Source organism: Glutamicibacter sp. NPDC090743 (genome assembly GCF_044769125.1).
In the GTDB taxonomy this organism is placed as follows: domain Bacteria; phylum Actinomycetota; class Actinomycetes; order Actinomycetales; family Micrococcaceae; genus Glutamicibacter.
This window is the reverse complement of the sequence record NZ_JBIVXE010000003.1, coordinates 69,057-90,670: the sequence shown is the minus strand read 5'-3', so window position 1 is coordinate 90,670 and position 21,614 is coordinate 69,057. Positions and strand designations below refer to the sequence as shown.

Sequence of the window (21,614 nt, the reverse complement as noted above, 5' to 3'; positions counted from 1 at the left end):
ACTGTACCGGTTCGGGCATTTGCAACGGCAAAGCTGCAGGAGTCTGGAGAACGAGGCCTTCTGGTCTTTGGGGTGCGTCGCGTTGCCACCTCAACCGATGCCAGATCCGCGATCGCAAGAGGGCTAGTGGCAATTACCATTCGAGCTGCCGGCAGGTGGCATGTGCCGATCGCTGCATTGGACGAGCCGGAAGCCATCGGCTATTGGGTCCCGGATACCGGGGCAAGGAAGCAATATGACGACTCGAACGATTCGATCTCAACCGGATTGACGTGCTAGGCGGCAATTAATCCGCTGCTCGCGATAGCGTACCTAAGTGGGATGAAGCAACGCACAACTTGGGTCATGGCGGCCCAGAGCAATGAGGCAAAGTTCATGGATTTACTGACGGGCATTGGCCTGGAACAACTGCGAATGTGGATTTGGATTCTGGTGATTGGTTTTGCCGTGGCGGCGGGGCTATGGCGGAGGCACCAGCTAGTGGCGGTCGCCCTGGCCTCGGTGCTCTTATTCGCCGCTGCCAGCGCCGGTGCCGGGATCTATATCCTGAAGCGGCCAGGTGATCCGCGATGGACCATGGGCGAGCCTCCGGTGAATGCCCCTGATCTTTCCGGAATACCAGTTGTGGGCAAGCAACTAGCTCCCGTGGAATCTGCATTGGAATCGATTGCCGGGGGAGTGAATTCCTTCTGGGAATTCAATCAGGCCCTGCCGGTGGCCCTCGACTTCTTTGAACGCAGCGGCTGGGCCCTGCTCGCGGCCATTCCGCTGATCATCGCCATGATGATCAAGACTTTCAGGGCTGCCAGCCGCCGCAGGCAGGTACTGAAGAACCTCAGTGGTGCCGTGGCGCAACTCCAATCCGAGCTTGCCGCGATCAAGGGGAATTTGTCTGAGCAGGGCACTGCGGCCGAGGCTCCAGAACAGGGCAGCCAACGGGAGAACGCAGGCACTCGTAGATCGCGCCGGGGCGAATGAACATTAATTAGCCAGACGCGAAACGGCGCCGGATCTGTCCTGCACTGCTGGACAAGACCGGCACCGTTCTCTGCCACCCGCGTGAGCTGGGGTAACTAGGCCAACGTCGCGGTATCGATTACGAAGCGGTAGCGGACATCGGATGCCAGCACGCGCTCGTAAGCCTCATTGATCTGCGTGGCACCGATGACCTCGATCTCTGCGCCAATGCCATGCTGGGCACAGAAATCCAGCATCTCCTGGGTTTCCTCGATGCCGCCGATCTGCGAACCTGCGAAGGAACGGCGTCCCCCGATCAGTGCGAAGGCATTGACAGGCAACGGTTCTGCCGGAGCACCAACGTTGACCATGGTGCCGTTCACGCGCAGCAGTCCGAGGTAGGCACTGACGTCGATGGAAGCGCTGACGGTGTTGATGATCAGGTCGAACTTCTTCTGCAGATCCTTGAAGGTGTTCTCATCGCTGGTGGCCCGGTAGTCGGTTGCGCCCAGCTTCAGTCCATCATCCTTCTTCTTCAGCGACTGCGACAGAACGGTGACCTCAGCGCCCATGGCACTGGCGATCTTGACCGCCATGTGGCCCAGGCCGCCGAGTCCCACGACGGCAATCTTCTTGCTCGGCCCTGCACCCCAGTGCCTCAGCGGGGAGAAGGTGGTGATGCCGGCGCAAAGCAGGGGCGCGGCAACATCCAGATCGATGCCTTCAGGAATGTTCAGGGCGAAGTTCTCGGTAACCACGACATGCGTGGCGTAGCCACCTTGGGTCATGCTGCCATCACGGTCACGAGCACCGTAGGTACCAACACTCTGCTCGCAGAATTGCTGGTCTCCGGCAAGGCAGTTCTCGCATTCCATGCAGGAATTGACCATGCAGCCCACGCCAACGCGGTCGCCCACCTTGTGCTTGGTTACCTCTGGCCCGACTTCGGCAACGATGCCGGCAATTTCGTGGCCCGGCACTAGCGGGTAGGTCTGGTTTCCCCACTCACCACGCACCGTGTGGATGTCGGAGTGGCAGATGCCGGAGAACTTGATATCAATCAAGACATCGTGCGGACCTACTGCACGACGTTCAATCTGCGTCGGAATGAGTCCATCAGTCGCAGAGTGCGCTGCGTATGCATTGACCATAGTTGCCATCAGGTTTTTCCTTTGTCTTGCGGGTTGCGACTGGAAATGTTCTGGACTGCGGCGATTGCCGCGGTCCGTCAGGGCAAAGCCCATGGAGAACAACAATCGACAGGCTATGAATAATCCCGGCTGGAGAAAATTTCCTTCTGCAGGTTTCCCTGCCTAAATGAGGGTCAACGAGCACCGTGCTGATTGCGCCCGGGGATCGCCAGGGCAGCAGCGCCGCATGATCTTCGCTGGTTGCCCAGGTTGCAAGGCCGCTCTCAAACGATGAATGGCAGCGACGCAAGTGGCTGGCACGCGCCTATCGCCCAAGAACTGCGTCTTTTGCCAATTCCCGGTAGGCTAGTACCTGGGTCTGCATGTTCTATGCGGGCCCCAAAAGAAAATAACTCCCAGGGCTGACTGACCGTTGGTCCCGACCGCCAGTTTCGCGGTCCTCGGTAGTGACTTTCGCTAGGGCAAATATGCGCCTCAGCGCGGGTCTCGATCGAAGACCAGATCTGGGTAGGGCCACACGGTTCGCTCATCCACCACGTGGGAGCGATCGAAAGGAGCACCCCCTTAATGGAGGGTCCAGAAATCCAATTCGCCGAAGCACAGATCGACAACGGTCGCTACGGCACCCGCACCATTCGCTTCGAAACCGGCCGCATTGCCAAGCAGGCTGCAGGTTCGGCAATGGTCTACATCGATGACGAGACCGCACTGCTCTCGGCAACTACCGCTGGCAAGCACCCACGCGAAGGCTTCGACTTCTTCCCACTGACCGTGGACGTTGAAGAGCGCATGTACGCAGCCGGCCGCATCCCAGGCAGCTTCTTCCGCCGCGAAGGCCGCCCGTCGACCGAAGCCATCCTGGCTTGCCGCCTGATGGACCGCCCACTGCGCCCAGCCTTCGTCAAGGGCCTGCGCAACGAGGTCCAGGTTGTCGTCACCGTGCTGTCCATCGAGCCAGATGAGCTGTACGACGTCGTAGCGATCAACGCTTCGTCGATGTCCACCCAGCTTTCGGGCCTGCCATTCTCCGGCCCAATCGGCGGCGTTCGCGTTGCACTGGTTGATGACGGAAACGGCGCACAGTGGGTTGCCTTCCCACGCCACTCCGAGTTGAAGAACGCTGTCTTCAACATGGTTGTTGCCGGCCGTATCGCTGGCGACGACGTTGCCATCATGATGGTGGAAGCTGAAGCTACCGACAACGCTTGGGAACTGATCAAGGAACGCGGCGTCCAGGCTCCAACCGAAGAGGTTGTCGCTGAGGGCCTTGAGGCTGCGAAGCCATTCATCAAGGTCCTGTGCGAGGCCCAGGCCGACCTGGCTGCTCGCGCTGCCAAGGAAACCGTTGAATTCCCGGTCTTCCGCGATTACGAAGAAGATGCCTTCGCCGCTGTCGAGGCTGCTGCTTCGACCCGCTTGACGGAGATCTACACCATCGCTGACAAGCAGGAGCGCGACAACGCTGCCAGCGCATACAAGGAAGAGATCGTTGCATCGCTGGCTGGCGAAGGCAACGCTTTCGCAGGCCGCGAGGGTGAAATCTCCAAGGCATTCGGCGCTGTTACCAAGCACATCGTGCGCCAGCGCATCCTGACCGACCAGATCCGCATCGACGGCCGCGGCCTTGCTGACATCCGCCAGCTCTCCGCCGAGGTCGAGGTTCTGCCTCGCGTTCACGGTTCGGCAATCTTCGAGCGTGGCGAAACCCAGATCATGGGCGTCACCACCTTGAACATGCTGAAGATGGAACAGCAGATCGACTCGCTGTCGCCAGTGAAGACCAAGCGCTACATGCACAACTACAACTTCCCTCCATACTCGACCGGTGAAACCGGCCGTGTTGGTTCGCCTAAGCGCCGCGAAATCGGCCATGGCGCACTGGCTGAGCGCGCACTGGTTCCAGTGCTGCCTAGCCGCGAGGAATTCCCATACGCAATCCGCCAGGTCTCCGAGGCTTTGGGCTCCAACGGCTCGACCTCCATGGGCTCGGTTTGCGCATCGACCCTGTCGCTGCTGAACGCTGGCGTGCCACTGAAGGCTGCCGTTGCAGGCATCGCCATGGGCCTGGTTTCGGACACCGTAGACGGCGAAACCCGTTACGCTGCCCTGACCGATATCCTCGGTGCCGAAGATGCCATGGGCGACATGGACTTCAAGGTTGCAGGTACCTCCGAGTTCGTTACCGCGATCCAGCTGGACACCAAGCTGGATGGTATTCCGGCATCGGTTCTGGCTGCCGCGCTGACCCAGGCTCGCGAAGCACGCCTGCACATCCTGAACGTTCTGAACCAGGCTATCGACACTCCGGATGAACTGAACGTCAACGCTCCACGAATCATCTCCGTGAAGATTCCAGTGGACAAGATCGGCGAGGTCATCGGCCCTAAGGGCAAGATGATCAACCAGATCCAGGAAGACACCGGCGCTGACATCTCGATCGAAGATGACGGCACCGTGCTGATCGGCGCAACCAACGGCGAGTCCGCTGAAGCTGCCCGCTCGGCCATCAACGCTATTGCCAACCCTCAGGTTCCTGAGGTCGGCGAGCGTTACCTGGGTACCGTCGTGAAGCTGACCACCTTCGGTGCGTTCGTTTCGCTGACCCCGGGCAAGGACGGCCTGCTGCACATCTCCGAGCTGCGCAAGATCAACGATGGCAAGCGTGTCGAGGACGTCGAAGACGTCGTCGGCGTTGGCCAGAAGCTGCAGGTGGAGATCACCAAGATTGATGACCGCGGCAAGCTGTCGCTGGCTCCAGTCGTCGAGGAAGAAGCTGAAGAAGCAGTTGCTGCTGAGTAGTCTTTAGATTCTTGCTGAAAACCCCGATTCGCTTGGCGAATCGGGGTTTTTGCTTATTCTTGCCCGGGAGCTGGTTCCTGCCAAAGTCTTTGGCGGTCCTGGATGGAGGCAAGGCCTGATGACACAGCCCATTGGACTCTCGCAGATCTTCTTCATATTCCAAAGCGCGTGCCGCTTGGCGGAGAGAACCTATCGCGGGGGCTCACGCTTCCGATTCAAGAATCATCGGGAGTGCCTCGCGAGAAATTGTGCGCAAGGCATTTCCACTGCGCCACGCTGCCCTGGCTAGCTAAGGTGCTTGTCGTAGAACTCGCGCAGCTGGACGCTCTTCTGCTTGGCGATGTCATCCCATTCGTCGATCGACGCCGAATCATCCGCGTAATCGGAAGGGATCTTGAAGATCTGCAGCGGCACGTTGAAGCGCTGGCAAATGCTTGCGTAGGCGTAGCCCTCCATATCGACCAACGAGGCGCCCAAGGAGTTGATGTGGATACGCTGCTCGTCATTCGAGACGAACACATCGCCGGTAGCCATGGTGACCTGGAAATCAGGAAGCAGGATTGGACCGGTAGGGTCCACATCTGCCGAGGGCAGCGGGAAATCATGCTGGATCAGTTTGGTGATCTGGTAAATGGTGTCCAAGCTCGGACGGTCTTCGCCGGCATGGCCAACAACGCCAGCGGTGCCAAGCACGACGACGTTTTTGATGTTGCCTTCAGCAAGCGCGCCAGCCAAGGCTACCGACGCATTGACCTTGCCAACACCGGAAATCAGGTGCTCGACATCTGCAAAGGCTACGGCTTCGTCTGCATGCGCAAAGACGAGCAAGGACTTCTGGTCCGACATGAACTTCCCCTCTAAAGAAATCAGTTCGGGGATTGGTGCCCCGAACGTCCTAAGAAGTCTATCGGTTACCTCCCGCGATATGCTCTCGATTCGCCAGACGGTGAGCAGATAGACTTTGCATATGAGTGATATTGAACTTGCTGAAGTTGAAAGCTTTGCACTGGACCACACCAAGGTCAAGGCGCCGTATGTGCGCAAGATCGGGGTTGAGCACGGTCCCAAGGGAGACGCCATCTCCAACTACGACATCCGATTAGTACAGCCAAACCACGGTGAGATTCCCACGGCAGGTTTGCACACCATCGAGCACACCATGGCTGGCCTGCTGCGTACCCGCATCGATGGCCTGATCGATTTCTCGCCATTTGGCTGCCGCACCGGCTTCCACATGATCTTGTGGGGCGAGCCAACCCCAGAGGTCGTCGCCGCAGCCATCAAGAGTTCGCTGGAAGATATCGCGCAGAAGGTTACCTGGGAAGACGTACCCGGAACCGAAGCCGTCAGCTGTGGCAACTACCGCGACCATTCCCTGCACTCGGCTCGCGAGTGGGCCAAGGTCGTCCTGGAGCAGGGCATCAGCCTTGATGCATTCGATCGTTCCAAGCTTGCCTAGGCTATAGCTTGAGATCTGAAAATCCCGCGTGTTCCATTTGGAACGTGCGGGATTTTCTTTCTTAGCCGTCCCTTCGCCAAGTGGAAACGCTGGCCGTCAAAACGCAGATTCGCAGCGTCCCGTCGGCAGCAAGGACGCTATGCGCAAAATTCGCTTCTTGGCCGCGGCACTAGACGCCAGGACACTAGCTATCAGCGGATGCGTGAATTTTGATGCAGAGAGCACTGTTTATCTTGCCGGCGCATCTAGCGACCCGGAGCTGCAGACCCCAGCGCGCGCTGACGCAGAGCAGCGCGGATATCTTGACGCAACGTAGTCCGCTGACCTAGCTGGAGCGTATTTGCGCAGGCCCGATCCGATCGCCTATTTTCCTAGAATGTGATGGCTCCGTCACCACTGGGCTATTGCTTTCAAACCGCGGTTCTATGGGAGAATGAAAGACAGTGTACTTAGCTTGAAATGGCTATTCTCGACGACTTAAGGACGTATATTCGTGGCCATGATTCCATTGCCGTTGCATTCGGTGGAGACCGCGCAGTTTTCTCCGATTGACCCGGCGGACCCGACGTTGGTCCACCGAGGCGAAGGCGGCTCTGAAGTCCGGCGCAGCATCCTGCCCGGTGGCGTACGAGTCCTGACAGAAGCGATGCCCGGACAGCGGTCCACCACAGTGGGCTTCTGGGTACCGGTCGGTTCCCGCGACGAGGAATCAGGGCACTTCGGCTCCACGCACTTCCTGGAGCACCTGCTGTTCAAGGGCACTGCCAAGCGCACTGCCTTGGAAATCGCCCAGTCCTTCGATGCCGTGGGCGGCGAATCAAACGCAGCCACCGCCAAGGAATCGACCTGCTATTACGCCCGCGTCCTGGACACGGAGCTGCCAATGGCCCTTGAGGTCATCGCCGACATGGTCACCTCGGCAGTTATCGACCCGCAGGAACTGGAGCAGGAACGCGGGGTGATCATCGAGGAGCTGGCCATGGATGCAGATGACGCGATGGATGTCGCCCACGAGCGGTTCGTTGCCAATGTCTTGGGCGATCACCCATTGGGGCGTCCCATTGGAGGAACTCCTGAAGAGATCATGGAGATCTCCCGCGAGGCAGTCATGGAGCACTATCGTGCGCACTACCGCCCAAGCGAGTTGATTGTTACTGCCGCCGGATCCCTGGAGCACGACAAGCTGTGCGAGCTGCTTCTCAAGGCGCTGACCGAAGCAGGCTGGGAACTGGACCCGATGGCTGTGCCAGAACCACGCCGCATGGGTGAACCAGCGCAGATCACTTCGAAGGCCGGGCTGGAAGTAATCAACCGTCCGGGCGAGCAAGCCAACATCATCATGGGATGCTCCGGCATCACCGGCCATGATGACCGCCGTCAGGTTCTCGCAGTGCTGAACGCTGTTCTCGGCGGCGGCATGAGCTCAAGGTTGTTCCAGGAAATTCGCGAGAAGCGTGGACTGGTGTACTCGACCTACTCCTTCTCCGCCGCCTACACCGATGCCGGCTACTTCGGCATGTACGCGGGCTGCGCCCCGGCTAAAGCCGCTCAGGTTATCGGGCTGCTGGGGGCCGAGCTTGATCGGTTGGCCAAGGACGGCATCACCGAAACTGAATTGGCGCAGGCCAAGGGCCAGCTATCTGGTGGAACGGTGCTGGCTCTGGAGGATCCAGGAAGCCGCATGTCCCGTTTGGGCCGGGCAGAAATGATTACCGGAGAATTCCAGGACATCGACGAAGCACTGTCTCGCGTCAATGCCGTCACGGCCCAGGAAGTTCAGGATCTGGCCCAGGAACTGGCCTCCAAGGATCGAGTGATCACCGTGGTGGGACCGTTTGAAAGTGAAGCCGACTTGGGCCTCTAGAGCTGGGTGCCGTGCCCCTGGAATCGAATCTGAGGATTTCGATTCCAGGGGCATGACCGTTTTCTCTGGGTCATGCCGCGGCATCTACTAGCGCGGCAAGCTCGGGCGCATGAGAGAAATTGAACCCATGCGCACCATGATGCATGACAGTGAGCTTGGCTTGCGGTGTTCTTGCGACCAGGCGAAGACCGAACTCCGGTGGAGACAGCGGATCCCGGGTGCCGCACACGACATCAATCGGGCACTGGACCGTACGAAGCAATTCAACGGTGGAGTAGTCCAGCATCTGGGCGCAGCTTTTGGCCCACCATGGGATGCCGCAGCGCAGGTAATCGACGAGCAATATTGCCTTCACCGAGTTCAACTCGTGCGGGAAATCTTCAAAGAGCCGGCGGGCCTGCCTGAACAGCGTCGCTTCACGGTCGTTGACCGCAGGAGCTGCAATGACCAGGTGCTTGACCAGATCCGGCCACGCGCGAGCTAGCTCAATGGAAACCTGCGCGCCCATGGAATGCCCGAGGACGATAGCGTTCTCAACCTTCAGCTCGCGCAACGCCAATGCTACTTCGTGCGCGAAACGCGGTACGGTCACCGGGCGGCCATCATCCAGATTCTTGCCGTGGCCTGGAAGTTCGGGAACGATCACTCGATACTTCTTAGCCAAGATGTTGGCCAGCGGAGTGAAATAGCGGCTGGATGCTCCGAGCCCGTGAATCAGCACCACGTCAGGGCCATGGCCCGCGACACGAACCGAAAGCCTGGTCCTGAGGGATTCGGGCAATTGCCCAAAGTAATCGTGGCGCACGCCAGCCTTTCATCGTGCGAAAAGTGCGCACACACTATCGGTAGGGAAAATCGGCACGCTCACCTGAAATGGCGAGACAGGCAAAAAGGAATTAACCGCCCGCCCCGGTCGAATGCTGGGTAATAGCGGAACGAAGGTCTTCCGGGAAGAGCTCCTGCACGCCTTCCTCGTTTTTGGAACCGTCATCTGGACGGCGCAGTTCCTGCCCGTCAATGCGGAACGGGAAGGCATCCGCCTGGGCAGCGGTGTCCGCCGAGTCCTGGCTATCGGGTGCGCAAGTAGCCCAGCCGTAGGTCGTGGAGTCCTCGATACGGAAAACCTCAACCTGGCAAGTCGGCGAATCGATGACCGTTCCCTGCTCTTGGACGACATCAGTAATAGTTGCTCGCTCGTCATCGGACAGGGTGATTGGTTCATCGCCTGAACCGCAGGAAGTGATTGCAAAGGTCGCGACAAGCGTTGCGCCGATGCCGAAACCAAAGCGCTTAATTTTCTGACCCATGGCCCTGCTTACTACTTGGAGACTCCTGACACATATTTTTCCCCTATTTGCTAGGCAAAACAAGTTGGGCTGGCCGTAGGGAACAAGCAGAATCAAATATCTGGGAAATCGCCTCAGGGTATTCGCTGCAAAACTCGCGTGAGATCACGTAATCGTTGGCAAGGCAGGTGCCTGCAGGGCGATAGGCTTAAGCCCATGAGTGCACAGATCAAGGTGGCCGTGCTCGGCGCGGCCGGACGAATGGGCTCGGAAGCGGTCAAGGCCGTAACTGAGGCTGCAGACATGGAATTGGTAGCAAGCTTGGGAAGAGGCGACGATTTGTCGCAGATCCTTGAAGCCGGCGCAACGCACATTGTTGACCTTTCTGTGCCGGCATCCACCGAGGCCAATGTGCGTTTTGCCGTCGAGAACGGGCTTCATGCAGTGGTTGGCACCACTGGCTGGGATGATGATCGCCGCGCGAATTTGGAAGGGCTGCTGGGCAAGCATCCGCAGGCAGGTGTGCTGATTGCGCCCAACTTCGCCCTGGGCTCGGTGCTCGCCAGCGCTTTCGCGGCTACGGCCGCCAAGTACTTCGAATCCGTAGAGATCATTGAGCTGCACCACCCGAACAAGGTGGACGCGCCTAGCGGCACCGCGGTGCGTACCGCTGAACTGATTGCGAAGTCGCGTGAAGCCGCTGGAGTCCCCGCGAGCCCGGACGCTACCGAGACCCAGCTCGATGGCGCCCGTGGCGCAGTCGTCGATGGAATCAACGTTCATTCGGTACGCCTGCGCGGCCTCGTAGCCCACCAGGAAGTGCTCTTTGGCGGCCCGGGGGAGCAGTTCACCTTGCGCCATGATTCCTTCGACCGTGCCTCGTTCATGCCAGGCGTCCTCCTGGGCCTGCGTACTGTTGGCTCCCGCCCGGGCCTGACCTATGGCCTTGATGGCTTCCTGGAGCTGGGCCAGTGAAAACGAAACTTTGGGTAGGCGGCATTCTGCTGCTGTTCGCGCTGTACATTGGAATGACCTTCACCCAGGCGATCCGTCTGCTGAAAACCGGGGAACTGGTCGCGCAGGTCATGGGCATTGCAATCCTGGTTATTCCTGCACTGTGCGTCTGGATCCTCATTCGCGAGGTGCTCTTCGGGCTGCGCACTGAGAAAATGGGCAAGTCCTTGGCCGCCTCAGGTGAGCTGCCAGAGGATCTTCCCCGCATGCCGTCGGGACGTTTCCTCCGTTCGGCCGCCGACGCTGATTTCCCTATCCATCAGCAGGATGTGGAAGAGAACCCGGAATCATGGAAATCCTGGTACCGTCTGGCACTGGCGTATGAAGCCTGCGGTGACAAGCCGCGCGCCCGCAAATCCATGCGTACTGCGATCGAATTCTGGCGAGCAGACCAGAAGGTCAGCCAGTAATTGCATAAAGCAGCATCATGTTGATGGCCCGGACTCACGAGAGTCCGGGCCATCGCTCTAGAATTTGCTCTTCGTCTCGGGGGTGCTGTCAGCTCCGCTAAACACCCGGACGCCATATTCCAAAGGGCCAGAGGCCTTGCTGAAGCCAAGCCAAATTCCGAAAACGGCCGTCGTTGCACAGAGAACCCACCAAATCACCATTGGGTCCAAGTGCTCTTTCAGCGCCGGCAGCAAGATAATGTGCCCTGCATACAGGGTCAGCGGGGCCCGGCCGGCGCCAGCCAGAATCCGGCCGAGCGCACCCAGCCGACCAATAATCAGCTGGAGCAGGCCGATGATAGCGACAGCGCAGGCGGCGTTGTGCAGCGTGGAGAGCGAAGAATTGCTGTGACCGGTCGGCAGCCAAAGATAGGCTGGATTGTCCAGGAACGGATCCAGGTTGGCGCCCGGCAAACGCCCGGTGGTGATCATTGTGGGAACGAGGGATAATTCCAGGCCCAGTTCACGGGCTATGAGCCCGGCATTGTGCATGCTCACCGAATGGCCCGCCCATTGGGTTGCCGCCGCGATAATCGAACCGCCCAATGCAAGCAGGCTCGCAGTCCTCGTGCTGTGCAGGTTGCATCTTGCGATGGCTATTCCAAGAAGGCCGAAACCGAACCAGACCATCAATGGGTAGTATCCGGTGACCGTTAGATCCTTGAGGAGCAGTTGCGGGGTGAGAATGTCGCCGAAGCTCGGATTATGGTCCAGCGAGTCCGCAATCCAGTTGCTGGCCAGCGGTCGCCAAAGAACCGGCATAAGCAGCAGCCAAAGGGCCGAGACTACCCAAATGGTTGTTCTCGACAGCTTCAGCGCCAGTGGAAGCAATAGAAACAGTAGCCCATAGTGGACAAGAATGACCGCGATGGCTTCATTTACTGACCCAATTGCCATTCCGAGCACGGCAATAATTAATGCTCTCAGCACAAGGACTGAGTAAACCTTAGGGTGGGAACAGCCCTTTCGAGCCAAGGATTTCGAGAGCAGGACCAAGGATAAACCCGCCAGCACCATGAACAGGACAGATGCTCGGCCGGAGGCGAAAGTCCCGGTAAATGTTGGGGAGTAGGCGGGTGCGCCGCTGGTTTCATAGAGCGCGAAAACGTGCGCGGCGAACATCCCGAGGATGGCGGCAAGCCGTGCCGCGTCCACGCCCAGCAACCGCTGGGAACTACCCAAATCGTTCATGGAATCATCGCACCACGAATTGCGCGGGGGATGCCATTGCAACATGCGCGAGTGTAGATTTAATGCCATGGCTACAAGTGCAATTGATAATCAGGCATACCCGTTCGGTACCGTGCTGACCGCTATGGTCACGCCCTTCGATGAAGCGGGTGAAGTCGATTACGCGATGGCTGCCAAACTGGCAACGAAGCTGGTTGATGATGGCTGCGACGGACTGGTCGTCACCGGCACCACCGGCGAGACCTCGACCCTGACCGATGAAGAGAACATCGAGATGTTCCGTACCGTCGCCGACGCGGTGGGGGACCGTGCCGCAGTGCTGGCCGGTTCCACTACCAACGACACCCGTCACTCCATCAAGCTCTCGCTGGCTGCCAAGGAAGCGGGCGTAGACGGTGTGCTGTTGACCACCCCCTACTACAACAAGCCAAGCCAGGCCGGCGTCATCGCCCACGTCAAGGCCATCGCCGAAGCCGTTGAGCTGCCCATCATGCTCTACGACATCCCGGGACGCACCGGCATCGCGCTGGCGCCCGAGACCATCATTGAACTGTCCAGGATTCCTCAGGTCATTGCCCTGAAGGACGCCAAGGCGGATTACCAGTCCACCACCACCGTGCTGGCCACAACCGATCTGCACGTGTACTCCGGCGACGATGGGCTGACTTTGCCGCTGATGGCGGCAGGTGCTGTCGGCGTGGTTTCGGTCACCGCTCACGTTGCGGCCGCTAAGTACCGTACGCTTGTTAATGCAATGCATGCAGGAGATCTGGCGACTGCACGCACCACACACTTTGAGCTGGACGCGATCCAGCGCGGCATCATGGGCCACATTCAGGGCGCCGTGGCCGCAAAATATGGACTTCACTGGCAGGGTGTCCTGCCGAACACCGTCGTCCGACTGCCGCTGTTGGCACCGTCGGACGCAGAGCTCGATGCCATCCGCGCGGACCTACGTGAAGGTGGATGGGATCTGTAACGAAAGGGACTAACCACATATGACTGAGAGTTCAGTAGGCAAGGCTGACGCTGCGCGTATGCAGACTCCGGCGAAGCTGAAGAAGGGAACAATGCGAATTGTTCCCCTCGGCGGCTTGGGCGAGGTCGGCCGAAACATGACCGTTTTCGAACTCAACGGGAAACTGTTGATCATCGACTGCGGCGTGCTCTTCCCCGAGGAGCACCAGCCTGGCGTGGATCTGATCCTGCCAGACTTCTCCTACATCAAGGACCGCTTGGACGACGTGGTGGGCCTCGTGCTGACCCACGGCCACGAGGACCACATCGGTGCTGTTCCGTACCTGTTGCGCCTGCGCGAAGACATCCCTCTGTACGGGTCGAAGCTGACCCTGGCCTTCGTCGAAGCAAAGCTGGCAGAACACCGCATCAAGGCCAACACCAATATCGTGGTGGAGGGCGAGATCGCGCAGGTTGGCAACTTCGAATGCGAGTTCGTAGCTGTGAACCACTCGATCCCGGATGCCTTGGCAGTATTCCTGCGCACCGAAGCCGGTACGGTGCTGCACACCGGCGACTTCAAGATGGACCAGCTGCCACTTGACGGCCGCATCACCGACCTGCGCCACTTCGCGCGCCTGGGCGAGGAAGGCGTGGACTTGTTCCTGCCGGACTCCACCAACGCCGAAGTTCCGGGCTTCACCGTTGCCGAACGCGAAATCGGCCCGGTACTCGAGGCCAAGTTCGCGCGCGCCCGCCGCCGCATCATCGTCGCTTCGTTCTCCTCGCACGTCCACCGCGTGCAGCAGGTTCTGGACGCCGCAGCGGTGCACGGCCGCAAGGTGGCCTTCATCGGCCGCTCGATGGTGCGCAATATGGGCATCGCCGAACGCTTGGGCTACCTCGAAGTGCCACAGGGTGTCCTGGTCGACCTGAAGCAGATCGATTCGCTGCCAGACCACAAGGTCGTGCTGATGTCCACCGGTTCGCAGGGCGAGCCGATGGCTGCACTGTCCCGCATGGCCAACGGCGAGCACAAGGTCCAGATCAACCCGGGCGACACCGTCATCCTGGCCTCCAGCCTGATCCCGGGCAATGAGAACTCGGTCTTCCGCGTGATCAACGGCCTGATGCGCTTGGGTGCCGAGGTCATCCACAAGGGCATGGCCAAGGTCCACGTTTCCGGTCACGCATCGGCTGGCGAATTGCTCTACTGCTACAACATCCTGCGCCCGAAGAACGTGCTTCCGGTGCACGGCGAAACCCGCCACCTGATTGCCAACGGCCGCCTGGCCGCGCAGGCCGGTGTCCCGGAGGACAACGTGCTGCTGGCAGACGACGGCTCGGTCATCGATATGAAGGACGGCGTAGCAAAGCTCGTTGGCCAGGTCGAATGCGGCTACGTCTACGTTGACGGTTCCAAGGTCGGCACCATAACCGATGATGACCTGAAGGACCGCGTCACCCTGGGTGAAGAAGGCTTCATCTCGGTCATCACCGTCATCAACCGCCAGAACGGCACGATCATCTCCGGCCCGGACATCCACGCACGTGGTGTAGCCGAAGAGGACTCGGTCTTCAACGAGATCAAGCCGAAGATCGCAGCTGCGATTATGGAAGCGGTGGGCAACAACCCGAACCACTCCACGCACCAGCTGCAGCAGATCACGCGCCGCGTGATCGGCTCGTGGGTATCGCGCAAGCTGCGTCGCCGCCCAATGATCGTTCCTGTAGTGCTCGAAGCCTAGGCTTCCAAAAATATTGCCTCGAACCAATTAAGGTTCGAGGCAATATTTTTATGGGAAATCAAGCGCAAGGCATGCACCACAGCTCAAGCGTCAGCCAAAGAAGCCCAGGTATGCAGGACTTGGCGAGTCATCGAGCTCGATTGCCGGGGCGGGACTTTGCGGCAGGATTTGTCCTGTTTGCGCGTCTACTACGACGACCGAATCCCACTGGTCCATATCGATCTGCTCCAGCACCTCGCCGGTGCGGGCTTCCATGGACACTGAGCTGTCCCAATCACCGGATGGGGCGACGTCTTGCTGGCCAGCGAGTGCCGGTGATGAGAGTGCCAGGGCGCCAACGATTAAGGTTGCTGTCGCGATGCCAATTGAGCATATGCGCAAGGTCTTCTCCAAATGCAGTAAAGATGATTTTCACTGACTCTACCGATGTTCCCGAAGGAAACCGGGAACCACCACGCAGCCTGAAACTGGCTATTTCCCGGACATCTGGTGCTGTCACAGCACTTTTAAGGCAGAATTGGGCTCAACGCCAGCTCAAGGAGACGGAATATGCCCGGGCATCACCCAATGGGTTGGATCGAAGCCGCTGTGGAGGAATGTGCATGATTGAGTTCGATAATGTTTCCAAGCACTATCCGGATGGCACCGTTGCCGTCAAGGATTTCAGCCTGCAAATTCCGGCCCACCGCACCACTGTCTTCGTCGGTTCCTCAGGCTGCGGCAAGACAACATTGCTGCGGATGATCAACCGCATGGTTGATCCGAGCAGCGGTACGCTCCGTATCGACGGCGAGGACATCGCCAGCAAGCCGGCGGTGGGCCTGCGCCGCAGCATCGGCTACGTGATGCAGAACTCCGGCCTGCTGCCTCATTTCACTGTCGCACAGAACATTGCGACCGTGCCGCGGCTCATGGGTGAAACGAGCAAGGCATCACGAGCGCGTGCCTTGGAACTGATGGGCACGGTTGGGCTTGCCGGCTCCATGGCCGACAGGTATCCGCATCAGCTCTCTGGAGGCCAGCAGCAACGCGTTGGCGTGGCACGCGGGCTGGCCGCCGATCCGAACATCCTGCTCATGGACGAGCCCTTCGGCGCCGTGGACCCTATCGTTCGCGCCGAGCTGCAAGAAGAATTGATTCGTCTCCAAAGAGAACTCGATAAGACCATTGTTTTTGTCACCCACGATATTGATGAAGCCTTCCTCCTGGGGGACCAGGTGGTAATTCTGGCGGCGGGCGCACAGAAGCTCCAGGTCGGCAGCCCGAGTGAGATCATTGAAAATCCGGCCAATGATTTTGTCGCCTCCTTCATTGGCGCGCAGCGTGGGGCACGGGCGCTGAGCTTGAAGCAGACCGAGCACGGAACCGTCCTGGTTGATGCGCAAGGCCGGACTCAAGGCAAGCTCGTCGAGGATGGGTCAGTCCAGTGAACTGGGTCCTGGAAAATCTCGGACTCATTGGTTCGCTATCGCTGGAGCACCTGCGCCAGTCCCTGATAGCAATCATTCTCGGATTCATTCTGTCGATTCCGCTGGGTTGGGTGGCCTGGCGCTACAAACTGGTGCGCGGACCGGTCGTGAGCATCACCGGATTGCTCTACACGATCCCTTCGCTGGCTCTGCTGATGATCCTGCCCGTACTCACCGGGATGAGCGCGATCAGCGAAGCCAATCTCATTCTCGCCTTGGCGATCTACGCGATAGCGATCATGGTGCGCAGCGTGGTCGATGGGCTGAACTCGGTGGACCCGGCAACCAGGTCGGCCGCAACTGCCATGGGCTACGGATCGGCACGCCGCTTCTTCGCTGTCGACCTTCCCTTGGCCGGTCCCGTAGTTCTGGCTGGTCTGCGAGTGACAGCGGTCAGCACCATCTCGCTGGCAACCGTCGGCATCCTGGTCGGGGTAACCAACTTGGGCTACCTGTTCACCAACGGTCTGCAGCGTCGCATCATTGAAGAAGTCCTGGCGGGGATCATCGCGGTGGCAGCGATCGCGTTGCTCGTTGACCTGTTGTTGCTCCTGGCCGGCCGTTGGCTGATGCCTTGGGATGCAACGAGCACCAGGCAAAAACGAACTGCAGCGCAGCCATCCACGCAGAAGGTGTCCTCATGAATCTGATTTCCGATGCGCTGGCGTGGATCTTCGCTCCCGAGCAGTGGCAGGGCGATGGGGGACTGGCTAGCTTGCTGGGGCAGCACTTGCTGTTCACCGTGGCTGCTGTGCTGATTGCTAGCGCGATTGCCATCCCTGCCGGATGGGCCATTGGGCACACGGGGAAAGGAAGGGAATTGGCCGTCGGGCTGGCCGGCGTTGCGCGTGCGGTGCCATCCTTCGGCCTGCTGATTCTGCTGGTGCTGCTTCTGGGGGTACTGCATAAGCCAGAAGCGGCCATGCTGACCTTCGTCGTGCTGGCAATTCCATCATTGCTGGCCGGAGCCTATACCGGCTTCGAAGCAATTGACCGCAAGACCATCGATGCTGCCCGGGCCATGGGGATGACCGAATGGCAGATCCTCGTCAAAGTCGAGATCCCGCTGGGACTTGCGCTGCTCGTAGGCGGGATCCGCTCCGCAGTGCTTCAAGTGGTCGCCACCGTTACTGTTGCCGCCTACGTGAATCTCGGCGGCCTGGGATTGCCCATCATCACCGGTCTGAACCTGCGGCGCTTCGACATGGTCCTGGGCGGCGCCTTGATGGTTGCCGCGCTGGCCTTGGTGCTGGATTTGGCATTTGCCATCGCCCAGAAAACGGCTGTACCCCACGGGCTGGGCGTGCCCTCGAAGAAGAAGAAAACTTACCAAGATACCGATGACTCAATCACCCGCGAAAGGGAAATGTCATGAGAACCAAGAAGATATTGTCCACGAGTGCTCTCGTGCTGGCCGGAAGCCTCGCACTCGCTGGATGCTCCGGTGCGGATCCGTTAGCCACCGAAAGCGATGCCACCCGGGAGGGTGGGGAAGCGATCGTTGTCGGTTCGCAGGCCTACTATTCCAATGAAATCGTTGCTGAGATCTATGCCCAGGCGCTTGAGGGAGCCGGCATGGAAGTGGAACGGAAATTCAGCATCGGGCAGCGCGATGCCTACATGCCCCAGCTGGAAGACGGCAGTATTGATGTCTTCCCTGAATACACCGGCAACCTGCTGCAGTTCTACAAGGAAGACACCGAAGCACGCTCCGCCGATGAGGTGTACAGCGAGCTGAAGGAATCCTTGCCGGATTCGCTGGCCGTGCTCGAAGCCGCGCCAGCTTCGGATCAGGACTCCTACACGGTGACCAAGGAATTCGCTGAAGCCAATAAGCTTGCGAGCATCGAGGATTTGGCCGGCATTTCCGAACCCTTGACCGTGGGCGGCCCGCCTGAATTGGCGCAACGCCCCTATGGACCCAAGGGCTTGGAGAGCGCATATGGCGTCAAGGCCGAATTCTCGGCAACTGGCGACACGACCGTTGAAGACCTGGCCGCTGGCACGGTGAATGTCGCCAACGTCTTTACCGCGGATCCGCGGATCCAGACGGAGGACTTGGTAGTCCTTGAAGACCCGAAGTCGCTATTCCTGGCATCGAATGTGGTGCCATTGGTGGCCGCTGATCAATCCGGGGAATTGGCAGAAGTCCTGAATCCGGTCAGCGAAAAACTGACAGCGCAGGTTCTGGTGGACCTCAACGTGCAGAGCACCGTGGACAAGAAGTCTGCCGCCGACATCGCTTCGGCATGGCTGACGTCCGAGGGGCTGTAGCCCGGCAACCCAGCACGAGAATATAGCTTCACAGCAGCCGCACCGCCCACGCAATGACGGGCAGTGCGGCTGCTTTTCCTTGTCCGGAAACGGCAACGGCTTGGCTGAGTGGGTATTCCGTGGCTTGCTCGTTTTGACAATTGATAATGATTCTCATTAGTGTTTAGCTCTGTTGGCAGAGGAGCTCGCCGGATCTCGGCGGCCGAGGCCTGCCCGCCATGAATGGAGCACTGATAGATGAAAAAACTCAATCCCTGGAAGTTGGCCGTGCCGGTTGCCATCCTGGCCCTGGCCACCGGATGCGGCGCGCCAGCCGGATCTGCCAGCGGTGCACCGCAGGGCACCGGCGCCAAGAGCATTTCCCTGGACAGTTGCGGAAGGCAGGTCGTCTTCGACAAGGCGCCGGACAGCGTTCTTGCAGTCGGGTCGGAAGCCCCGGCCCTGCTGGCCGCCGCTGGAGCGGGAGACAAGCTCACGCACTACGCAGGCAGCTGGCAGGTGCCTTTCGACGAAGAAACCATGGCGGCAGTGCGCAACGCGGAGCGGATTACCGAGGACTCGCATGATGTCTCCTACGAAATGATCCTGGACTCGGGAGCAGACGTGGTGATCGGCACCGATATCGCTGCTGGAATCGATCTCGACTCGTTGGCTGAACGCCTGGAAAGCGCCGGAGTGAAGATGCTGACCGTCAGCGGATATTGCGCCGGATTCGAGGACCGATCCACCGGCGGGCTCAGCGGCTTCGACCAGATCTACAAGGATGTCCAGTCCTACGGCCAGCTCTTCGGCACCGAGCAGGCGGCCGAAGACTCCGTGCAGCAGATGCGAGCACGCGTCGAGCAAGCCGCGCGCAGCGTCAAGCAGGAAAGCCAGCAGCGCGGGATGCCGCTGTACGTGCCCACCGCAGGCACCTTGGGATCCTACGGCCATGAATCGCTGGTTGCCGAGCAGATGGAACTGCTTGGCCTTCAGAACGTCTTCAACGACGTGCCCAAGCGCTACTTCGAGCCCTCCACCGAAGAACTCGTGAACAGCGGCGCCGACAAGGTCTTCGCCATGTACCTGCCGACAGGCTCCTCGAACTTGGAAACCGACCAGCAGGTCATCGAGGCGCTGCGCGACCGCCCCGAATTGGCCGGATTGCCCGCCATCGAGCAGGACAGCGCCATCGTGCCGCTGAACTACTACTATTCCTCGCCCGGTCCGCTGGCAGTGGACGGGGTCGAGCTGATCGCCGACCGGCTGGCCCGTTGATGAGCCAGCCAGCGGCGCTGCGCCGGCAAGCGGCCTCATCGCGCCGCGTGGCCCGCCCGGGGCACGGACGCGGCCCCAACCGCGGCCTGGTCCGGGGCGCCACCCCCGTGGAATTCGTCAAGCTCAGTCCGGCATCGAATACCACCGTGCTGGTGACCAGCCGGCACCCGGCGGCGCACTACCGCAGCATCGCTGACCGGCTGCTGCGCGCCGAACATGTGCACGCCGAGCAAGTCGGGTTCATCCTGCCTCCCAGCTCGCCCCGGGCCCAGGCCCGGCTGCGCATGGCCGGTGGCGAATTCTGCGCCAATGCCGCGTTGTCGCTGGCCGCGCTGCAGGCCGCGCGCCGCGCCCGCAGCGGCCCGCTTGAGCTGCTGATCGAAGCCTCCGGCGCCGCGCAGCTGCTAGGCTGCCGGGTCGAGCCGGACGGTGCCGTCTACCGCTGCCAGCTGAAAATGCCCTGGCCGCTGCGCATCGACCCGTACCCGTTCCCGGGCGTCGCCGGCGCCGGGCTGGTGCGCTACGCCGATGCGGTGCATCTGGTCGCCGAATGCGACGGCTCGGATCCCCAGCTGCGCGGGCGTGCGCAGCAGCTGGCCCTGGATCTGGGCGCCAGCGAAGCGGTGTCCGTCGTGGGCATCATGCTCTACGATCCGGACCGCGGGCAGCTGGCCCCGCTGGTCAGCGTCCCGGCACTGGGCAGCCTCATCTGGGAGGGCAGCTGCGGCTCGGGAAGCGCCGCGCTGGGCGCCTTCCTGGCAGCGAAAGCCGGCGCTCCGGTCAATGCCAGCGTGAAACAGCCCGGAGGCACCGTGCAGGTGCACGCCGATGGCAGCCGCGCCAAGGCCACCGCGCTGCAGATCAGCACCGAAGTAAGCATCGTGGCCGAAGGGACTGCATATATCCATGACTGAAACACCACTGGCCCCTCAGGCCGCCGCCGGCCTGGCCGGCGTGCTGCACGGCTACCTCGGACGGTTCGCCGAAGCCGCCCGAGACTATGACGGATCGACGCGGCACGCGGCGGCGCTCGAAGAGCTGCTGGCCGGCTATGCGCAGCTGGTCACCGACCCGGCCAATGAACCGGGCTATGTCCAGATGGCCGCCACCGACCAGGGCACGGCGCTGGTGGCGGCGCTGCGCACCGAATCGGCGCGCTGCGTCGCAGTCATCGAGAAGTACCGGGCGCTGCGCCTGCTCGAAGGCCGCAGCGGAGCCGAGGGCTACTTCGCCAACATCGAATCGTGCATCGCCGGGGAATTCGGCGCCGTCGCCCCGGACTCCAGCTCCAAGGTGCTGCTGGTCGGTTCGGGTTCCTTCCCGATGACCCTGCTGAACCTGGCCTCGCGCACCGGGGCCAGCGCCGTGGGGATCGACATCGATCCCGAAGCGCTGGAGCTGGGCCGCCGGGTCGTGGCGCAGTTGGGGCAGGGCCTGGACATCGGCCTGCAGGGCGATCAAATCCACCAGCTGGACTTCCTGCCGCAGGCCACGCACATCGTCTTCAGCTCCACGGTGGCCGTGAAATACGAGCTGCTGCACCAGCTGCACGCGCGCACCCGGCAGGACGTGGTGGTCGCGATGCGCTTCGGCGACGGGCTGAAGTCGCTGTTCAACTACCCGATGCAACCAGTGGACCCCCGGCGGTGGCAGCTGGACGGAACGATCCGCCAGCCCGGGCAGGTCTTCGACATCGCGCTGTACACCAAGGCGCGCACGAGAACGGAAAGCAATTAGCC

21 protein-coding genes are annotated in these 21,614 nt (G+C 60.5%); 15 read left to right on the top strand and 6 right to left on the bottom strand.

Features of this window, described 5'->3' with window-relative positions:
• Window positions 1–375: 375 nt before the first annotated feature.
• Complete coding sequence (locus ACIQTS_RS06875; protein ID WP_402472270.1) at window positions 376–978, top strand: hypothetical protein; 603 nt, start codon at window positions 376–378, stop codon at window positions 976–978.
• A 95-nt stretch (window positions 979–1,073) separates the two neighbouring features.
• Here ACIQTS_RS06875 and ACIQTS_RS06870 read toward each other — a convergent pair whose 3' ends face one another.
• Window positions 1,074–2,117, bottom strand: coding sequence for an NAD(P)-dependent alcohol dehydrogenase (locus tag ACIQTS_RS06870; protein WP_402472268.1), 1,044 nt, complete (start codon window positions 2,115–2,117; stop codon window positions 1,074–1,076).
• A gap of 558 nt (window positions 2,118–2,675) precedes the next feature.
• On the opposite strand from ACIQTS_RS06870, the gene ACIQTS_RS06865 reads away from it, so the two are divergent.
• Window positions 2,676–4,907, top strand: coding sequence for a polyribonucleotide nucleotidyltransferase (locus ACIQTS_RS06865; RefSeq protein WP_402472265.1), 2,232 nt, complete (start codon window positions 2,676–2,678; stop codon window positions 4,905–4,907).
• 285 nt (window positions 4,908–5,192) lie between these two features.
• Here ACIQTS_RS06865 and ACIQTS_RS06860 read toward each other — a convergent pair whose 3' ends face one another.
• A complete protein-coding gene (locus ACIQTS_RS06860) occupies window positions 5,193–5,753 on the bottom strand; it encodes a purine-nucleoside phosphorylase (protein ID WP_402472263.1) in 561 nt (186 codons plus the stop codon).
• A 121-nt stretch (window positions 5,754–5,874) separates the two neighbouring features.
• On the opposite strand from ACIQTS_RS06860, the gene ACIQTS_RS06855 reads away from it, so the two are divergent.
• Window positions 5,875–6,366 carry an S-ribosylhomocysteine lyase gene (locus ACIQTS_RS06855; protein ID WP_105658194.1) on the top strand — a complete coding sequence of 164 codons (492 nt, stop codon included), beginning with the start codon at window positions 5,875–5,877 and terminating at the stop codon, window positions 6,364–6,366.
• A gap of 493 nt (window positions 6,367–6,859) precedes the next feature.
• Window positions 6,860–8,230 carry a pitrilysin family protein gene (locus ACIQTS_RS06850; RefSeq protein ID WP_286134282.1) on the top strand — a complete coding sequence of 457 codons (1,371 nt, stop codon included), beginning with the start codon at window positions 6,860–6,862 and terminating at the stop codon, window positions 8,228–8,230.
• A 70-nt stretch (window positions 8,231–8,300) separates the two neighbouring features.
• Here ACIQTS_RS06850 and ACIQTS_RS06845 read toward each other — a convergent pair whose 3' ends face one another.
• Window positions 8,301–9,011, bottom strand: coding sequence for an alpha/beta fold hydrolase (locus ACIQTS_RS06845; protein WP_402472259.1), 711 nt, complete (start codon window positions 9,009–9,011; stop codon window positions 8,301–8,303).
• Window positions 9,012–9,126: 115 nt separating this feature from the next.
• Window positions 9,127–9,537 (bottom strand): hypothetical protein, encoded by a 411-nt coding sequence (locus ACIQTS_RS06840; RefSeq protein ID WP_402472256.1) that lies wholly within the window; start codon window positions 9,535–9,537, stop codon window positions 9,127–9,129.
• Between the two features lie 195 nt (window positions 9,538–9,732).
• On the opposite strand from ACIQTS_RS06840, the gene dapB reads away from it, so the two are divergent.
• Window positions 9,733–10,491 carry a 4-hydroxy-tetrahydrodipicolinate reductase gene (gene dapB, locus ACIQTS_RS06835; RefSeq protein ID WP_332727695.1) on the top strand — a complete coding sequence of 253 codons (759 nt, stop codon included), beginning with the start codon at window positions 9,733–9,735 and terminating at the stop codon, window positions 10,489–10,491.
• Window positions 10,488–10,940: a tetratricopeptide repeat protein gene (locus tag ACIQTS_RS06830; protein WP_133832973.1), complete on the top strand. Its 453-nt coding sequence runs from the start codon at window positions 10,488–10,490 to the stop codon at window positions 10,938–10,940. Before dapB ends, ACIQTS_RS06830 begins: the two co-directional genes overlap by 4 nt.
• 57 nt (window positions 10,941–10,997) lie before the next feature.
• On the opposite strand, the gene ACIQTS_RS06825 is transcribed toward ACIQTS_RS06830, so the two are convergent.
• On the bottom strand, window positions 10,998–12,170 hold the full coding sequence (locus tag ACIQTS_RS06825) for a heparan-alpha-glucosaminide N-acetyltransferase domain-containing protein (protein WP_400290441.1): 1,173 nt from the start codon (window positions 12,168–12,170) through the stop codon (window positions 10,998–11,000).
• A gap of 67 nt (window positions 12,171–12,237) precedes the next feature.
• On the opposite strand from ACIQTS_RS06825, the gene dapA reads away from it, so the two are divergent.
• A complete protein-coding gene (dapA, locus tag ACIQTS_RS06820; protein WP_400290442.1) occupies window positions 12,238–13,149 on the top strand; it encodes a 4-hydroxy-tetrahydrodipicolinate synthase in 912 nt (303 codons plus the stop codon).
• A 19-nt stretch (window positions 13,150–13,168) separates the two neighbouring features.
• Complete coding sequence (locus ACIQTS_RS06815) at window positions 13,169–14,875, top strand: ribonuclease J (RefSeq protein WP_105658187.1); 1,707 nt, start codon at window positions 13,169–13,171, stop codon at window positions 14,873–14,875.
• Window positions 14,876–14,965: 90 nt separating this feature from the next.
• On the opposite strand, the gene ACIQTS_RS06810 is transcribed toward ACIQTS_RS06815, so the two are convergent.
• Window positions 14,966–15,136, bottom strand: coding sequence for a hypothetical protein (locus ACIQTS_RS06810; protein WP_402472250.1), 171 nt, complete (start codon window positions 15,134–15,136; stop codon window positions 14,966–14,968).
• 341 nt (window positions 15,137–15,477) lie between these two features.
• Here ACIQTS_RS06810 and ACIQTS_RS06805 point away from each other — a divergent pair, with 341 nt between their 5' ends.
• The 7 genes from ACIQTS_RS06805 to ACIQTS_RS06775 all read left to right on the top strand — a co-directional run bounded on the left by ACIQTS_RS06805 (window position 15,478) and on the right by ACIQTS_RS06775 (window position 21,612).
• Window positions 15,478–16,305 (top strand): ABC transporter ATP-binding protein, encoded by an 828-nt coding sequence (locus ACIQTS_RS06805; protein WP_400290445.1) that lies wholly within the window; start codon window positions 15,478–15,480, stop codon window positions 16,303–16,305.
• Window positions 16,302–16,988 carry an ABC transporter permease gene (locus ACIQTS_RS06800; protein ID WP_402472247.1) on the top strand — a complete coding sequence of 229 codons (687 nt, stop codon included), beginning with the start codon at window positions 16,302–16,304 and terminating at the stop codon, window positions 16,986–16,988. Before ACIQTS_RS06805 ends, ACIQTS_RS06800 begins: the two co-directional genes overlap by 4 nt.
• Window positions 16,985–17,719 carry an ABC transporter permease gene (locus ACIQTS_RS06795; RefSeq protein WP_402472244.1) on the top strand — a complete coding sequence of 245 codons (735 nt, stop codon included), beginning with the start codon at window positions 16,985–16,987 and terminating at the stop codon, window positions 17,717–17,719. Before ACIQTS_RS06800 ends, ACIQTS_RS06795 begins: the two co-directional genes overlap by 4 nt.
• Window positions 17,716–18,618 carry an ABC transporter substrate-binding protein gene (locus ACIQTS_RS06790; protein ID WP_400290449.1) on the top strand — a complete coding sequence of 301 codons (903 nt, stop codon included), beginning with the start codon at window positions 17,716–17,718 and terminating at the stop codon, window positions 18,616–18,618. Before ACIQTS_RS06795 ends, ACIQTS_RS06790 begins: the two co-directional genes overlap by 4 nt.
• 237 nt (window positions 18,619–18,855) lie before the next feature.
• Entirely contained in the window at window positions 18,856–19,875 is a 1,020-nt protein-coding gene (locus tag ACIQTS_RS06785; protein WP_332594695.1) for an ABC transporter substrate-binding protein, read from the top strand.
• Window positions 19,875–20,789 (top strand): hypothetical protein, encoded by a 915-nt coding sequence (locus ACIQTS_RS06780; RefSeq protein ID WP_400290453.1) that lies wholly within the window; start codon window positions 19,875–19,877, stop codon window positions 20,787–20,789. The genes ACIQTS_RS06785 and ACIQTS_RS06780 overlap by 1 nt, the downstream gene beginning before the upstream one ends.
• Complete coding sequence (locus ACIQTS_RS06775) at window positions 20,782–21,612, top strand: class I SAM-dependent methyltransferase (protein WP_400290455.1); 831 nt, start codon at window positions 20,782–20,784, stop codon at window positions 21,610–21,612. Before ACIQTS_RS06780 ends, ACIQTS_RS06775 begins: the two co-directional genes overlap by 8 nt.
• The last annotated feature ends 2 nt before the right edge of the window (window positions 21,613–21,614 follow it).

What these genes read in the sequence shown, in the direction of transcription:
- ACIQTS_RS06805 (WP_400290445.1), top strand. Translation starts at nt 15,478, where the DNA reads ATGATTGAGTTCGATAATGTTTCCAAGCACTATCCGGATGGCACCGTT.
- ACIQTS_RS06795 (WP_402472244.1), top strand. Translation starts at nt 16,985, where the DNA reads ATGAATCTGATTTCCGATGCGCTGGCGTGGATCTTCGCTCCCGAGCAG.
- ACIQTS_RS06870 (WP_402472268.1), bottom strand. Translation starts at nt 2,117, where the DNA reads ATGGCAACTATGGTCAATGCATACGCAGCGCACTCTGCGACTGATGGA.
- ACIQTS_RS06860 (WP_402472263.1), bottom strand. Translation starts at nt 5,753, where the DNA reads ATGTCGGACCAGAAGTCCTTGCTCGTCTTTGCGCATGCAGACGAAGCC.
- dapB (WP_332727695.1), top strand. Translation starts at nt 9,733, where the DNA reads ATGAGTGCACAGATCAAGGTGGCCGTGCTCGGCGCGGCCGGACGAATG.
- ACIQTS_RS06855 (WP_105658194.1), top strand. Translation starts at nt 5,875, where the DNA reads ATGAGTGATATTGAACTTGCTGAAGTTGAAAGCTTTGCACTGGACCAC.
- ACIQTS_RS06815 (WP_105658187.1), top strand. Translation starts at nt 13,169, where the DNA reads ATGACTGAGAGTTCAGTAGGCAAGGCTGACGCTGCGCGTATGCAGACT.
- ACIQTS_RS06790 (WP_400290449.1), top strand. Translation starts at nt 17,716, where the DNA reads ATGAGAACCAAGAAGATATTGTCCACGAGTGCTCTCGTGCTGGCCGGA.
- ACIQTS_RS06825 (WP_400290441.1), bottom strand. Translation starts at nt 12,170, where the DNA reads ATGAACGATTTGGGTAGTTCCCAGCGGTTGCTGGGCGTGGACGCGGCA.
- ACIQTS_RS06865 (WP_402472265.1), top strand. Translation starts at nt 2,676, where the DNA reads ATGGAGGGTCCAGAAATCCAATTCGCCGAAGCACAGATCGACAACGGT.
- ACIQTS_RS06780 (WP_400290453.1), top strand. Translation starts at nt 19,875, where the DNA reads ATGAGCCAGCCAGCGGCGCTGCGCCGGCAAGCGGCCTCATCGCGCCGC.
- ACIQTS_RS06875 (WP_402472270.1), top strand. Translation starts at nt 376, where the DNA reads ATGGATTTACTGACGGGCATTGGCCTGGAACAACTGCGAATGTGGATT.
- dapA (WP_400290442.1), top strand. Translation starts at nt 12,238, where the DNA reads ATGGCTACAAGTGCAATTGATAATCAGGCATACCCGTTCGGTACCGTG.
- ACIQTS_RS06785 (WP_332594695.1), top strand. Translation starts at nt 18,856, where the DNA reads ATGAAAAAACTCAATCCCTGGAAGTTGGCCGTGCCGGTTGCCATCCTG.
- ACIQTS_RS06775 (WP_400290455.1), top strand. Translation starts at nt 20,782, where the DNA reads ATGACTGAAACACCACTGGCCCCTCAGGCCGCCGCCGGCCTGGCCGGC.
- ACIQTS_RS06840 (WP_402472256.1), bottom strand. Translation starts at nt 9,537, where the DNA reads ATGGGTCAGAAAATTAAGCGCTTTGGTTTCGGCATCGGCGCAACGCTT.